Source organism: Rhizobium sp. Leaf306, from assembly GCF_001423425.1.
Lineage (GTDB): Bacteria > Pseudomonadota > Alphaproteobacteria > Rhizobiales > Rhizobiaceae > Neorhizobium > Neorhizobium soli.
In genome coordinates this window covers 1,164,278-1,177,766 of sequence record NZ_LMNX01000001.1, presented here as the reverse complement: position 1 = coordinate 1,177,766, position 13,489 = coordinate 1,164,278, and the positions used below count along the sequence as shown (strand labels likewise).

At 60.8% G+C, this 13,489-nt stretch carries 14 protein-coding genes and 1 tRNA gene; 9 read left to right on the top strand and 6 right to left on the bottom strand.

Annotated features, from left to right (window positions below):
* Positions 1-12 precede the first annotated feature (12 nt).
* From ASG19_RS05525 to ASG19_RS05510, 4 genes are all read left to right on the top strand, one after another.
* Complete coding sequence (locus ASG19_RS05525) at positions 13-1,407, top strand: leucyl aminopeptidase family protein (protein WP_062454114.1); 1,395 nt, start codon at positions 13-15, stop codon at positions 1,405-1,407.
* Between the two features lie 86 nt (positions 1,408-1,493).
* Positions 1,494-1,847, top strand: coding sequence for a MarR family winged helix-turn-helix transcriptional regulator (locus ASG19_RS05520; protein ID WP_062454113.1), 354 nt, complete (start codon positions 1,494-1,496; stop codon positions 1,845-1,847).
* Between the two features lie 48 nt (positions 1,848-1,895).
* Complete coding sequence (locus ASG19_RS05515; RefSeq protein WP_062454112.1) at positions 1,896-2,744, top strand: NlpC/P60 family protein; 849 nt, start codon at positions 1,896-1,898, stop codon at positions 2,742-2,744.
* Between the two features lie 103 nt (positions 2,745-2,847).
* Positions 2,848-3,216, top strand: coding sequence for a hypothetical protein (locus ASG19_RS05510; RefSeq protein ID WP_062454111.1), 369 nt, complete (start codon positions 2,848-2,850; stop codon positions 3,214-3,216).
* A 123-nt stretch (positions 3,217-3,339) separates the two neighbouring features.
* Here ASG19_RS05510 and ASG19_RS05505 read toward each other — a convergent pair.
* The 3 genes from ASG19_RS05505 to ASG19_RS05495 form a co-directional block, all read right to left on the bottom strand.
* Positions 3,340-3,426: transfer RNA gene (locus ASG19_RS05505), tRNA-Leu, on the bottom strand.
* Positions 3,427-3,517: 91 nt separating this feature from the next.
* Entirely contained in the window at positions 3,518-3,829 is a 312-nt protein-coding gene (locus ASG19_RS05500) for a SelT/SelW/SelH family protein (protein ID WP_062454110.1), read from the bottom strand.
* Between the two features lie 16 nt (positions 3,830-3,845).
* Entirely contained in the window at positions 3,846-4,727 is an 882-nt protein-coding gene (locus ASG19_RS05495; protein ID WP_280136950.1) for an NAD(P)-dependent oxidoreductase, read from the bottom strand.
* A gap of 77 nt (positions 4,728-4,804) precedes the next feature.
* Here ASG19_RS05495 and ASG19_RS05490 point away from each other — a divergent pair, with 77 nt between their 5' ends.
* The 3 genes from ASG19_RS05490 to ASG19_RS05480 all read left to right on the top strand — a co-directional run bounded on the left by ASG19_RS05490 (position 4,805) and on the right by ASG19_RS05480 (position 5,820).
* Complete coding sequence (locus ASG19_RS05490; RefSeq protein WP_062454108.1) at positions 4,805-4,993, top strand: YegP family protein; 189 nt, start codon at positions 4,805-4,807, stop codon at positions 4,991-4,993.
* A 126-nt stretch (positions 4,994-5,119) separates the two neighbouring features.
* The gene (locus ASG19_RS05485) at positions 5,120-5,413 is read left to right on the top strand and encodes a hypothetical protein (protein WP_062454107.1); all 294 of its coding nucleotides are present in this window, start codon (positions 5,120-5,122) and stop codon (positions 5,411-5,413) included.
* A 155-nt stretch (positions 5,414-5,568) separates the two neighbouring features.
* Positions 5,569-5,820, top strand: coding sequence for a hypothetical protein (locus ASG19_RS05480; protein ID WP_062454106.1), 252 nt, complete (start codon positions 5,569-5,571; stop codon positions 5,818-5,820).
* A gap of 52 nt (positions 5,821-5,872) precedes the next feature.
* Here ASG19_RS05480 and ASG19_RS05475 read toward each other — a convergent pair whose 3' ends face one another.
* From ASG19_RS05475 to ASG19_RS05465, 3 genes are all read right to left on the bottom strand, one after another.
* A complete protein-coding gene (locus tag ASG19_RS05475; protein WP_062454105.1) occupies positions 5,873-8,818 on the bottom strand; it encodes a PAS domain-containing protein in 2,946 nt (981 codons plus the stop codon).
* Between the two features lie 220 nt (positions 8,819-9,038).
* A complete protein-coding gene (lepA, locus tag ASG19_RS05470) occupies positions 9,039-10,862 on the bottom strand; it encodes a translation elongation factor 4 (RefSeq protein ID WP_062454104.1) in 1,824 nt (607 codons plus the stop codon).
* Between the two features lie 72 nt (positions 10,863-10,934).
* Positions 10,935-12,182 carry an MFS transporter gene (locus ASG19_RS05465; protein WP_062454103.1) on the bottom strand — a complete coding sequence of 416 codons (1,248 nt, stop codon included), beginning with the start codon at positions 12,180-12,182 and terminating at the stop codon, positions 10,935-10,937.
* A 173-nt stretch (positions 12,183-12,355) separates the two neighbouring features.
* Here ASG19_RS05465 and ASG19_RS05460 point away from each other — a divergent pair, with 173 nt between their 5' ends.
* Together ASG19_RS05460 and ASG19_RS05455 are read left to right on the top strand one after the other, a co-directional pair.
* Positions 12,356-12,934: a helix-turn-helix transcriptional regulator gene (locus ASG19_RS05460; RefSeq protein ID WP_062454102.1), complete on the top strand. Its 579-nt coding sequence runs from the start codon at positions 12,356-12,358 to the stop codon at positions 12,932-12,934.
* A 16-nt stretch (positions 12,935-12,950) separates the two neighbouring features.
* On the top strand, positions 12,951-13,472 hold the full coding sequence (locus ASG19_RS05455) for a GNAT family N-acetyltransferase (protein ID WP_062454101.1): 522 nt from the start codon (positions 12,951-12,953) through the stop codon (positions 13,470-13,472).
* Positions 13,473-13,489 lie beyond the last annotated feature (17 nt).

Here is a 13,489-nt window from a genome sequence, read left to right as displayed (position 1 = left end):
GCGAAGGTTGCCATGACCCCATACCAGCATACCGTCCGTCCAGCATTGTTCAGCCAGAAGGGCGCTACGACCCGGCCCGTCCACGCCGTCACGCCCGCGGATCTGGAGAACGGTCGTCTCGACGCGGCGGTCACCGACTGGGCGAAGGCTGCAGGCTTCAAGGCCGAAGCCGGCGCATTCACCTTGCTGCCGGGCAAGAACGGCGGCGTCGCCGGCGCGCTGTTCGGACTGGGCAAGAACGCGTCGGAGCAACCGTTCGTCGCGGGAAAGCTGTCAAAGCTGCTTCCGCCAGGTGATTGGCATCTGGAAGGCGAGGGCGTCTCGCCCGAGCAGTTCGCGCTCGGATTTGGTCTCGGCAGCTATTGCTTCAGCCGTTACAAGACTGAAAAGTCGAAGGATGTCCGCCTCGCCATTGGAGCTTCTGCGGATGCGGCAGATCTCGAGCGCCAGCTTGCCGGTGTGTTCCTCGCCCGCGATCTCGTCAACATCCCGACCAACGAGATGGGGCCGGACGAACTGGACGCAGCCTTCCGGGCGCTCGGCGCGCAGTACGGCGCAACCGTCACCACGATCGTCGGTGATGACCTGCTGACACAGAACTTCCCGCTCATCCACACGGTCGGTCGCGCCAGCGCCTCGCAGCCGCGTCTCCTCGAGATGCGCTGGGGCAAAAAGGGCGATCCGCGGGTCACGCTGGTCGGCAAGGGCGTGTGCTTCGATACCGGCGGTCTCGACATCAAGGGCGCCGCCAACATGGCGCTGATGAAGAAGGATATGGGCGGTGCCGCCAATGTCATGGGTCTTGCGTTGATGATCATGGATGCAGGCCTCGCGATCGATCTCCAGGTTCTTGTCCCCGCGGTCGAAAACTCGATCTCATCTAACGCCTTCCGTCCCGGCGACATCTACAAGAGCCGCAAGGGCATCACCGTCCAGATCGACAATACCGATGCGGAAGGCCGGCTCGTGCTGGCCGATGCGCTTGCCTATGCGGATGAGACCCCGCCGGACCTGCTGATCGACATGGCGACGCTGACGGGTGCCGCACGCGTCGCGCTCGGCACCGAACTCGCCCCCTATTTCACCGACGACGAGGATCTTTCCACCAGACTTACGGCAGCAGCAGGATCGCAGGCGGATCCGATGTGGCGACTGCCCTTGTGGATGGGCTACGACAAGGACATCCGGTCTCGCGCCGCCGACATCACGAACGCGCCTTCCGGTGGCATGGCCGGTGCAATTACCGCGGCGCTGTTTCTCAAACGCTTCGTCACGGCCGCAAAGAGCTGGGTGCATTTCGATATCTATGCCTGGGTTGCAGCGGACAAGCCGCATGCCTCCGTCGGCGGCGAAGCATTCGCGATCCGGGCGCTCTACAAGGTCATCAAGGACATGGCGGCGAGGTAAGGTCGCGGGCGCGGAAGATGCGGTGCCAAACGAAGCGGTAAGATCTCGCACCTAAGATGCTCGACACAAGCAATCTTGGAGGCGGGATGTCCGCAGACCTAACCGCAACGCAGGCACTCGGCCTCTGGCATCGCGTTTCGCTGGAACAGGTGAAGCGCGACGAGCGGGATCTTACCCTGCGCCAGTTGTCGATCCTCCTGCATATCTATCTCGTGCCGCCGCCCCACACGGTGCGTGGCTTGGCCGCCACCCTCGACGTCACCAAGCCGGTGATCACCCGCGCACTCGATACGATGGGTGCGCTCGGTCTGGTCGATCGGGTGAGGGACGAGCGCGATCGCCGCAATGTCGTGATAAAGCGGACCGTGGCCGGCGCCCTCTACCTCGAAAATCTCGGCGACCTCATCATCCGTGAAAGCCGCCGCACGGCTGCCGCATAGTGCGACGAACCTGCTGATAACTCCGATCTGACCCTGGAACACAAAAAGATGACCGATCTCGACAGACGCCTCCATGCCTTCCGTGCCGACCTTGCCGATGCGGCGCTCGAAGGTCGCGTCGATGCCCCCCGCTTCGTGCAGGGCGTCGCAGCCCAAATCGCCGTCCCCGTTGCCCCGCTTCGACCTTCACCGGATCTGGAAAGCGGGATCGATACGCAACTTCTGTTCGGTGAAACCGTGTGCGTCTTCGACCGCAAGGACGGCTTCGTCTGGGTCCAGGCCGATCAGGATGGCTATGTCGGTTACCTCCCGGACGTGATGCTCGACGTCGTCGAACAGGCGACGCACCGTATCGCCACGCAGCGCACCTTCGTCTATCCGGGCCCGGAATTGCGCAAGCCGCCGCTTCGCGCACTGTCGATGGGCAGCCGCGTGACGATCGTCGGCAAAAGCGAAACCCGCGGCACCCACTATTTCACGCTGGCCGGCGGCGGCGCCGTAATTGCCGACCACTGCCTGCCGATCTCGGAAGTTGCCGGCGACGACTATGTCGCGGTCGCTCTCCGGTTCCTGGAAACGCCCTATCTCTGGGGCGGGCGCACGGGCTTCGGCATCGACTGCTCCGGCCTCGTCCAGCTGTCGATGGCGATGATCGGCAAACCGGTACCGCGTGACAGCGACATGCAGGCAGCCTTTGGTGGGAGAATCGATGCCGAGGATCTCCGCCGCGGCGATCTCGTCTTTTGGAAGGGCCATGTCGGAATCATGGAAGACCCGGAAACCCTGCTCCACGCCAACGGCCACACGATGACTGTGGCGCGCGAAAATTTCAAAGCCGCTGTGGAGCGGATAGGCTGGCTCTACGGACAGCCGACCGATTACCGCCGCTTTCCATGATCCGGGCGCAACGATCACGCAAATGTGGGATCGCATCCGCTGGCACCGTGGCGTTGCACCTCTTATTTCGTGAAGGTGATAGAGTGCCGACAGGGACAGAAAAATGCTGAAGGGTGCATGGATTTTACCAGCCGCGATGCTGATGGGGGTCGTCGTAACGGCCCTTGTTCCTGATGACACGATGGCTGCGGAAGGCGACGTGTTCACCCAGTCGCCCCAGACCTTCTTCAAGAACCTGCCCGGCGTGAAACCGACGGAAAGCCTCGTCAAGTCGGATCCCGATTCCTATTCGTGCACCAGTGATATCGGCTACGTCTCGGAATTGAGGTCAGGGCCGGGCGCCCGCTTCTGGGATGACGTGCCGCGGCGGCTGTATCACTGCGAAACGAACAACGGCATTCGCTATACGGGCACGCAGATGCCGAATACGCACTGGGTCCCAGGCATCAACCCGCGGCATCTTCCGAAGTAGAGCGGAGGTGTTTGCGCGTTCATTCCACCCGCAGGAACTACTTGAGATCCGAAAATTTCAACAGCAGAAAAGCCGCGTGTGAGGATCTCACACACGAGCTAACTGCATATTTCTAAATGGGAATGGTGCCCAGAAGAGGACTCGAACCTCCACACCCTTTCGGGTACCAGCACCTGAAGCTGGCGCGTCTACCAATTCCGCCATCTGGGCGACGGAGAGCGATGTACGAGGGACACCGGGTCAAGTCAACAGGGTTTTTGAAGTTTTCATGTCAGGCCCCGAAAAACTTTCAAAAACCGTCCTAACCCGCGGTGTCGACTTCGGTTTTGGCTTGGTGTCGGTCGATATGGCCAAGGTCCCGGTCGGGGTCGAGGATATCGCGAACCCGCTGCTTCAATTCCTTGGGACCAGGAAAACCGCCATCGCGTTTGCGCTCCCAGATCAACGCGCCGTCGATGCGGATTTCGAATGCTCCGCCGGTGCCTGGGATAAGCCCGACCTCGCCCAGCGAATCACCGAATGTCTGCAGCAGTTCCTGCGCCATCCAGCCCGCCCGTAGCAGCCAGTTGCACTGGGTGCAGTATAAAATGGTGATATGCGGTTTGTCGGGCATGCAACTGAACTCCTGTTTAATCCGCGTCGGCAACCAGTTTGACCATGGTCGCAAGGTCTGCGGCGCCATAGCCTGCGGCGAGCGCCGCCTCGAAGCTTGCAAGCGACGCCGAGATCGAAGGGATGGAGATCCCGAGCTCCTCTGCAAAATCGCGCACCAGCCGCGCATCCTTCACCGCACCCGACACAGGAAACCCGACCGTGTCCGTCTCACCTGAAATGACAGGAAGCCTGCTCTTCATCGCCGGGCTCGCAGCCGGGCTTCCCGCAAGGATTTCTAGGATCTTCGCTGAAGAGAGGCCGGCGCTCTTGCCTAGCAGCAGTGCCTCCTTGAGATTCTGCCACAGTCCCATCAGCATCATGTTGTTGACGAGCTTGGCCGATGCGCCATCTCCGAGTTTTCCCACATGCAGCGCACGGTCGGAAAGCGTTTCCGCAACGGGCCGGAAGCGCTCGTGGTCTTCAGGCGAGCCGCCGATATAAAGCCCGACCTTTCCCTGAAGCAGCATCTCCGGGCCGCCGGCGATCGGCGCGTCGAGGAGGGCGGCGCCCGATCGACCGATGGCCTCCTGGTGGCTCCGCAGAGTCATAGGGCTGACCGTGCTGGTATCGACGATCAGCTTGCCCGTAAGGTCCGTAGCCGCGAGTGTGTTAAGCACATCATGCACTGCCTGATCGTCGATCAGGGCAAGAATGATGACGTCGGAACGCTCTGCTAGGGAGGAAAGGTCTTCAACGGCATCAATGCCGAGAGCCCTCTGCCGCGCACCAAAAGCGTCGCTTCGGCTCCAGCCGATGACGGCGAAGCCCCGTTGTGCGAGGCGCGTCGCCATGGCGCTTCCCATTCGTCCAAGACCGACGATACCCACCCGTTCTTTGTTCAAATCCGTTTCCTTCATGGCAGGCGCATATCCCTCTTGTTCCATCCCTTATCCAGTGGCATCTTCTTGTTTAGGGTCAGCTGAGGGAGGCTAAATTGTACAAGTTTCAGGTCTACAAGGACAAGACTGGCGAGTTCCGTTTCCGCTTCAAAGCGTCGAACGGCGAAACGATGTTTATCTCTGAAGGATACAAGCAGAAGGCGTCGGCAATCAACGCGATCGAATCGATCAAGAAGAATGCGCCTGGTGCCACAACCGAAGACGGTACAACCGCCACCGTTTGACGGTTTGAACGTTCGTCTGCCGCATTCCAACGTAAGGTTTCAGCGCAGACACAATGTCCGATCCGCAGATCTTTGGAACAAATTCCCTGTGGTCGCATTGTCTCTGCTGAAACGGAGGAAACAAACATGGCTTACGATCCAAACTCGAATAACACCCGCCCTGACCTTCGCACCACCCCGGAGACGCGCAAAAGCTCTTCCTGGATGGGCTGGGTAGCCATTCTGGCAGTTATCGTCGTCGGCGCGTTTGTCTGGTCGCAGATGGGTGGCTCAACCACCGATCCTGCCACGACATCCTCGACCGCAACGCCGCCTGCTGTCACGGAACCGGCTGCACCTGCTCCGGCAACGCCAGCAGCACCTGCTCCGGCCGCACCGGCTCCTGCTGCACCGGCAACAGGCGGTACGACCCAGCCGTAACAGGCAGGGAAAGACCATCGATCGAACCGCTCGTCCGCAAGGACGGGCGGTTTTTCGTTTGCGGGGAATGCCGCCGTGTCGTTAACCTTTTGTTAACCAAATTTGCCGACCCTTCGATGACGCCTCAACCCTATCCGTCTGTCGAAGGAGAGAGCATGAAGCTCGTTACCATCGAAAACAAAATCGTCGAGAACAGCCATCATACGTTGATCGTGATGCGGGATGGCCCCACCTGCCAGGCGGTCCGGGTCCTCAACGATGACGGAATCGGTAGCGTGCGATCAAAGCTCTCCCTGATGGAGACGATCGCCAGCCGCAAACTGGACCATGGGGAAGTGGCATTTGACGGCTGCGTCTGGATCACACCGGCTGACCTTCCGCATCCCTTTCTCCCGGCGAAACATTGAAGCCGCCGGGGCGTAATGCAGGCAACAGGCCCCGGCCATGCGGGGATCCGGACTACGAACCCGCGTTGACGCCTGCCAGAACCGCCGCAAGGTCCATCTCGTTGTAAGGCTTCTGCAGAAGGCGGGAGCCGGGTGGCGCGTTGTCCGGCTTGTGGCTCTCTCCCGTTGCGAACACGACGGTCAGGTCGGGCTTTTCCGCCACGGCACGCACCGCCAGATCACCGCCGACTGTATCCGGCAGGCCGATATCGGTGATCAGGACATCGATCGAATTGCTTTCGAGCTCGACCAGCGCTTCTTTTCCTGTCCCAGCCTCGATTACCTGATGGCCGAGTTCGGCAAGCATCTCGGCCGTGTTTCCCCGGATCAGAAAGTCGTCTTCGACCAGCAGGATCGTCAGCGTTTTCGGCGTCGCGGCGGCAACTTCGGCAACGGGCTTGACTGTTTCCGCCCTGGGGGCGGTCGCCTGGTCCACCTGCTTCTGGTTGGCGATGACATGGCGAATACGGCGCGCCAAAGCCTCGCGGGTATAGGGCTTTGACAAGAGCTCGACACCGGCATCCAGAATGCCGCCGTGGACGATGGAATTTTCAGTGTAGCCGGAGGTGAATAGCACCGCGAGATGCGGCAGGCGCTCCTTTGCGCGACGCGCCATTTCGCGGCTCTTCAGCGGGCCCGGCATCACGACGTCGGTAAAGATGACGTCGATTGGAATGCCGCTCTCGACCACGTTGAGGCCGGCCTGTGCATCCTTTGCCGTCAGGACGCGGTAGCCGAGATCGGTCAGCGTCTCGAAAACAGTGTTGCGCACCGCCTCGTCGTCTTCCACGACCAGCACGGTTTCCGAGCCGCCGACGACCGGGCCGGCCTGGACGACCACTTCGCGGTCCTCATCGGCGACGGACCGCGGCAGGTAGACCTTCACGGTCGTGCCCTCGTTCACCTCGCTGTAAATCTTCACATGCCCGCCGGACTGCTTGACGAAGCCGTAGACCATGGACAGTCCCAATCCGGTTCCCTTGCCCTCTGGCTTGGTGGAAAAGAACGGCTCGAACACTTTATCGAGAATATCTGGCGCCATGCCGGCGCCCGTGTCCGTCACGGCCAGCATCACGTATTGACCGGGCGTGACTTCCACATGGGTGCGAGCGTAATCCTGGTCGAGAAAGGCGTTGCCCACCTCAATCGTCAACTTGCCGGACCCCTCCATCGCATCACGTGCGTTGATTGCGAGGTTCAGAAGCGCGTTTTCGACCTGTGTCGGGTCGGCATAGGTGTTCCAGAGCCCGCCGCTGGCAATTACCTCGACCTCAACCGCCTCACCGAGCGACCGGCGCAGCAGATCGTCCATTCCGGCAATAAAGCGGCTGATGTTGATGACGCGTGGCTCCAGCGCCTGCCGGCGGCCGAAAGCCAGCAACTGGCTGGCAAGCTTTGCACCGCGGCTGACGCCGGCAAGCGCATTGCCGACACGCCGTTCCGCCTGTGCATTGCCGACAATGTCCTTGGCCAGGAGCTGAAGATTGCCGGCAACGACCTGCAACAGGTTGTTGAAGTCATGCGCAACGCCCCCGGTCAGCTGACCGATCGATTCCATCTTCTGCGCCTGCTGCAATGCCCGTTCGGCCTGGCGCCTCTCCGCGATCTCCGATTCGACGCGCGCTTCCAGGCTTTCGTTCAGCTGTCTTAGCTGTTCCTCTGCCCGCAGGCGGTGGCGGACCTGCCGTTCCAGGTTGCTGGCATGGTCCTGCAGGTTCGATTCGGCTTCCCGCTGCTCGGTAATATCGGTATGGACACCGACCCATTCCTCGATGTCGCCCGAGGAACCGATGATCGGCACGCCGCGGATGGCAAAGGTACGATAGAGGCCGTCATGGCGGCGGACGCGATGTTCCCAGACATAGGTGGATTTGGACGCGACGGCTGCCTGCCAGCTGGCGACCGAACCTTCCCGATCGTCGGGATGCACGGCATCTGCCCAGCCGTAGTCCTGGTATTCCTCGAAACGCTGGCCGGTCAGCGTGGCCCAGGCCGTCTGTTCGCCCAGCATCCGGCCGTCGGCGGTGTTGGTCCACAGCACGCCATGGATGGCCGCGACCGCGGCCCGGAACCGTTCATTGCTGCGACGAAGTGCGTTCTCGGATTGTTTGCGGTCCTCGATATCGATGATCAGCACATAGATGCCGTCGATCTCACCCTTGGAGGTGAAGCGCGGAACGTAGCGGATTTCGGCTGTCCGTTCTTCTCCGTCAGGACGTTTGATCACCGTGTCCGTGATCACCCGTTCGCCGGAGAGCGCTTTTTGAAGCAATGGTATGCGGGCGGCGTAATAGGCGTTGCCGATCACCTCCGCGGCATGCTTGCCAATCACGTCGCTGGCGGCAAGTCCGAACCACTCCTGATAACCGTCATTGGCGAAGCGATAGACATGGTCGCGGTCGAGGAACCCGACGAGGATGGGGAGCGCGTTGGTAAGGCGGCTGAGCTCTTCCTGGCTCTGAGCCAAGGCGTTCAGCGCGTGTACTTTCTCGGTGTTTTCAAGCACCGTGCACAGGACACCGTCTACCTTGCCTGTTTCGTCGTAGATCGGCGTGTAGAACAGGTCGAAGACGACATCCTCAGGCGATCCATGACGGTTCAGCACCATGACCTGGTCGCGGAAGGACTGGACCTCTCCACGAAAGCCGGCTTCAAGGATTGTCTTGTTCCAATCCCAGATTTCCGGCCAGACGGCGGAAACCTTGTCGCCGAGCGCGCGTGGATGATAATCCCCGGCAATCTCCTTGTAGCCGTCATTGTAGATCATCACATGGTCGTCGCCCCACATCAAAACCTGCGGGATCGGCGAATTGACCATCGAGTTGACCTTGATCCGCAGATGCGAAGGCCAGTCTTTGATCAGCCCGAGAGACGTCTTCGTCCAGTCGAACTGGCGTATGAGCTCGCCGGTCTCGCCTCCGCCAATAGGCCAATGCGCGGATACGACCTGATAGTTCATGACGTCACCAAATGCGTGTGATGGAATAGGCGCCGGTAATATGCCGTCAATCGGCGGTTTTCAAAGCAATTTTTGCAGATTATCAAACTTTGGACGGCGCGATATGTTCGTTTATTGCGGTCCGGCCCAGATCTTTTGATTCCTGTCCCGAAATGATCCGGCTGACCGAGCATTCGGCGAGTAAAAAGGGCCGGTTCTTTCGAACCAGCCCCTGTGCAAATCAATCGTCTTTCATCTTCAGCGCTGCAATGAATGCTTCCTGCGGAATGTCGACTTTGCCGAACTGCCGCATGCGCTTCTTGCCTTCCTTCTGCTTGTCGAGCAGCTTGCGCTTGCGGGTGGCGTCGCCGCCGTAGCACTTCGCCGTCACGTCCTTGCGCATCGCAGAAATCGTCTCGCGCGCAATCACGTTGCCGCCGATGGCTGCCTGGATCGGGATCTTGAACATGTGCCTGGGGATCAGATCCTTCAGCTTCTCGCACATGTCGCGGCCTCGCTTTTCGGCAGCAGTCCGGTGCACCAGCATCGACAGCGCGTCGACAGGCTCGCCATTCACCATGATCGACATCTTCACGAGGTTGCCCTCCTGATAGCCGTGCAGGTGGTAGTCGAACGAGGCATAGCCCTTGGAGATCGACTTCAAACGGTCGTAGAAATCGAACACCACTTCGTTGAGCGGCAGTTCATAGGTCAGCATCGCGCGCTTGCCCACATAGGTAAGCTCGGTCTGGATGCCGCGGCGGTCCTGACAAAGCTTCAGGATGCCGCCGAGATAGTCGTCCGGGGTCAGGATCGTCGCCTTGATCCAAGGTTCGCGGATTTCCGAGATCTTGACGACATCAGGCATGTCGGCCGGGTTGTGCAGCTCGCGCTCGGAACCGTCGGTCATGGTCAGCTGATAGACCACCGAAGGCGCGGTTGCGATCAGATCGAGGTTGAACTCGCGTTCCAGACGCTCCTGGATGATTTCGAGATGCAGCAGTCCGAGGAAGCCGCAACGGAAACCGAAGCCCAGAGCCGCAGACGATTCCATCTCGAACGAGAACGAAGCGTCGTTGAGGCGCAGCTTGCCCATCGCGGCACGCAGGTCTTCGAAATCGGCCGCATCGACCGGGAACAGGCCGCAGAACACGACCGGCTGCGCAGGCTTGAAGCCCGGAAGTGCCTTGGCGGTCGGCTTCTTGTCTTCGGTAATGGTATCGCCGACGCGCGTATCGGCCACTTCCTTGATCGAGCCGGTGAAGAAACCGATCTCGCCCGGGCCGAGACTATCGACGGCCAGCATCTTCGGCGTCAGAACGCCGACGCGTTCCACCTGATACTTGGCATCGGTGCCCATCATGCGGATGGTCTGGCCCTTGGTCAGCACGCCATCAAGGATGCGAACGAGAACCATGACGCCGAGATAGGTGTCGTACCAGCTGTCGACCAGCAGCGCCTTCAGCGGACCCTTGTCGCCCATCTCGCTCTTCGGCGGGGGCAGCTGGTGGACGATGGCTTCCAGAACGTCGGGAATGCCGAGGCCGGTCTTTGCCGAGATCAGCACGGCCTGGCTGGCGTCGATGCCGATCACTTCCTCGATCTGGTCGCGGATGCGGTCGGGCTCGGCGGCCGGCAGGTCGATCTTGTTGAGGACCGTGACGATCTCGTGATTGTTGTCGATCGCCTGATAGACGTTGGCAAGCGTCTGCGCCTCGACGCCTTGGCTGGCATCGACGACCAGCAGCGAGCCTTCGCAGGCTGACAGCGAGCGCGACACTTCGTAGGCGAAGTCGACGTGGCCGGGCGTGTCGATCAGGTTGAGAACATAGGTCTCGCCGTTGTTCGCCTTGTAATGCAGGCGCACGGTCTGGGCCTTGATGGTGATGCCGCGCTCGCGCTCGATATCCATCGAATCGAGAACCTGCTCGGACATGTCGCGTTCGGCAAGGCCGCCGGTCGTCTGGATTAGACGATCGGCGAGCGTCGATTTGCCGTGGTCGATATGCGCCACGATCGAGAAATTGCGGATATGGTCAAGCGGCGTGCGGGAATTGGTGCTCATGGCTCGCGCATATAGCAGCGCCCGTGTCTGCCGCAAAGAGGGAAGATAACCTTTCGTTGAGGATGAAAGGCGTTAATTTCCGGGATTTACAGCCCCGGGTTCGGTCAGCGCCGCTGCATTCGGAAGCTGGGCGCTGCGCACTTCGTGGCTCTCCCGCTCCGCCTCGGGTGCCGGACCGCGTTCTTTGAGACGCTGCAGCACGAACAGGCCATAGACGACAGCCACCGCCATTGCCGCAACGATAAAGGTTTTTCCGCCCAGAACAGGTGTCAGCATCGTGACCATCAGCGGCACGATCGTCGCAGCCGTCGACCATGCCACGAGAAGCGTGGAAGACAGCGGCACGAAATCGCCAGGGTCGGCGCGGTCGTTGGCATGAGCGTTGGCCACCGAATACACGGTCTCCACCGATCCTCCGAAAATCAGGAAGACGATCATCAGAATATAGAGATGCGAGAAGGAGGAGAAAAACGCACCGAAGCCGGCAAACACGATCAGCACGCAGGTGATCAATAGCACAAAGCGTCGGTCCATCCGGTCAGACAGGATGCCCAGCGGATACTGGACGAACAGCAGTCCGGTCTGCATCACGAACATCAGCATCGCGACATCGGTCTGCGACACGTTGTTGGTGGAGGCGTAGATCGGCAGGAAGCCCTGCACCACCATCGAAAGACCGCCTGAGGCAAGCACGCCGACCAGACCGACCGGCGAGATCTTCCAGGCCATCTTGATATCGACATTGACGCGCGCCGGTGCCGGCGGGTTGGGCAGGCGGGTCAGCCCGATCGGCAGGATCGCAAGCGCGGTAAAGAAGACCACCGCAAGCGGCGCAAGATTGCCGTCTGTCGGGATCTGGCCGAAAATCCAGTTGCCGCAGCCGAGGCCCAGAACATAGGCCATGTAGAAGAACGACATGGCTTTGCCGCGCCATTCGTTGGAGGCAGCGTGGTTGAGCCAGCTCTGGGCGATGATGAAGTTGACGTTGGCGGCGGCGCCGTAAATGCCGCGTGCAAAAATCCAGATATAGGCGGGAAGGTCGGCGGCAATCAGCACGGCTGCAATGATGACCATCGCCATCGAGCAGGCAAACAGCCGCGCATGGCCGACGCGCTTGATCAGCGGCCCGCCCAGCACGCAGCCAATGAGCCCACCGAATGCGACGGCCGTCACCGCAGCGCCTGCCGCCCAGGGCGTTTCCGACCTTGTCAGCATGAACGGCACATAGGCGAACATGATGCCGCTTCCGATCGCGGCGATCGTCATCGAGACGACGATGCTGGCGATTGAAAAGGGCGAGACAGCCGCTTGTCCGTTCATTGCGAAATCCCTGATTTTAGTGGACCCTCGGCGCTTCCGTCGCGGCTGCCTTGGTCGACGATCCATAGCGTATCGAATGGGACATTCGCTATCGCGGAAACGCCATCACCTTTAAAAATTCATCCAGCCTTCGCAAATCGCTTGATTCCATCAAAAGAGAATTTATATCTCTGATAATGGAAAATTCAGACAGCGAAATCGAACTGGCGATTGGCGAAAGGCTGAAGGCGCTGCGGGCTTCCGCAGGGCTGACGTTGGACGAACTGTCGCTGCGGTCCGGTGTCAGCCGAGCGATGATTTCGCGCATAGAACGGGCGGAGGCGAGCCCGACGGCGGCGCTGCTGGCAAGGCTCTGCGAAGGACTGGGGCAAAGCCTCTCCACCTTCTTCGCGCCCGACGAGCCTTCATCATCGCCTCTGTCGAAGAAGTCCGAGCAAAGGCTGTGGCGCGATCCGACAACGGGATATCTGCGGCGCTCCGTCTCGCCGCCGGGCATGCCGACACCGGTCGATATCGTCGAGGTGGAGTTCCCGGCCGGCGCACGCGTCAGTTTTCCGCCGCGGGAGGAAAGCCGGGTGATGACCCAGCATGTCTGGCTGTTCGAGGGAGAACTGAACATGGTGCTCCCCGACATGACCCATCACCTTTTGCCGGGCGACTGCCTGTTCATGGATATCGGCGACGCCTTCGAATTCCACAATCCGAGTGATCGCCCCGCCCGCTACGCGGTAATCCTCAACCGCGGCCGCTGAACAACAGGAGCAAACAATGACCCCGACCATCCGCATCCTCGATGCCGCCGCCACCCGCGCTGCGATCCCCGATCTCAGTGACATCCTGTCCGATTGCATCAACGGCGGCGCCTCGCTGGGCTTCATGCTGCCTTTCCAATCTCACGATGCGACCGCATACTGGAACGGCATCGCCGACGAAGTGGAAAAGGGTGCCATCATCCTGGCTGTCGCCGAGGTCGATGGCCGCGCGGTCGGCACCGTCCAGATCGGTCTTGCGTCGAAACCGAACCAGCCGCATCGGGGCGACCTGATGAAACTCATCGTCCACCGCGATGCCCGCGGCCTTGGCCTTTCGCGCAAGCTGATGGAGGCCGTCGAAGCGGAAGCCGCACGGCAGGGACGCACGCTTCTGGTCCTGGACACCGCGACCGGCAGCGACGCGGAGCGCATCTATCCCCGCTTCGGCTGGGAACGGGTCGGCGCCATCCCCGACTACGCCCTGTGGCCGCAAGGCGGCCTTTGCGGCACAACGCTGTTTTACAAGCGCATCGGGTAAGCGCCGTAAGTGGCCCG

What these genes read in the sequence shown, in the direction of transcription:
- lepA (WP_062454104.1), bottom strand. Translation starts at nt 10,862, where the DNA reads ATGAGCACCAATTCCCGCACGCCGCTTGACCATATCCGCAATTTCTCG.
- ASG19_RS05510 (WP_062454111.1), top strand. Translation starts at nt 2,848, where the DNA reads ATGCTGAAGGGTGCATGGATTTTACCAGCCGCGATGCTGATGGGGGTC.
- ASG19_RS05500 (WP_062454110.1), bottom strand. Translation starts at nt 3,829, where the DNA reads ATGCCCGACAAACCGCATATCACCATTTTATACTGCACCCAGTGCAAC.
- ASG19_RS05475 (WP_062454105.1), bottom strand. Translation starts at nt 8,818, where the DNA reads ATGAACTATCAGGTCGTATCCGCGCATTGGCCTATTGGCGGAGGCGAG.
- ASG19_RS05525 (WP_062454114.1), top strand. Translation starts at nt 13, where the DNA reads ATGACCCCATACCAGCATACCGTCCGTCCAGCATTGTTCAGCCAGAAG.
- ASG19_RS05455 (WP_062454101.1), top strand. Translation starts at nt 12,951, where the DNA reads ATGACCCCGACCATCCGCATCCTCGATGCCGCCGCCACCCGCGCTGCG.
- ASG19_RS05520 (WP_062454113.1), top strand. Translation starts at nt 1,494, where the DNA reads ATGTCCGCAGACCTAACCGCAACGCAGGCACTCGGCCTCTGGCATCGC.
- ASG19_RS05495 (WP_280136950.1), bottom strand. Translation starts at nt 4,727, where the DNA reads ATGAAGGAAACGGATTTGAACAAAGAACGGGTGGGTATCGTCGGTCTT.
- ASG19_RS05485 (WP_062454107.1), top strand. Translation starts at nt 5,120, where the DNA reads ATGGCTTACGATCCAAACTCGAATAACACCCGCCCTGACCTTCGCACC.
- ASG19_RS05515 (WP_062454112.1), top strand. Translation starts at nt 1,896, where the DNA reads ATGACCGATCTCGACAGACGCCTCCATGCCTTCCGTGCCGACCTTGCC.
- ASG19_RS05480 (WP_062454106.1), top strand. Translation starts at nt 5,569, where the DNA reads ATGAAGCTCGTTACCATCGAAAACAAAATCGTCGAGAACAGCCATCAT.
- ASG19_RS05465 (WP_062454103.1), bottom strand. Translation starts at nt 12,182, where the DNA reads ATGAACGGACAAGCGGCTGTCTCGCCCTTTTCAATCGCCAGCATCGTC.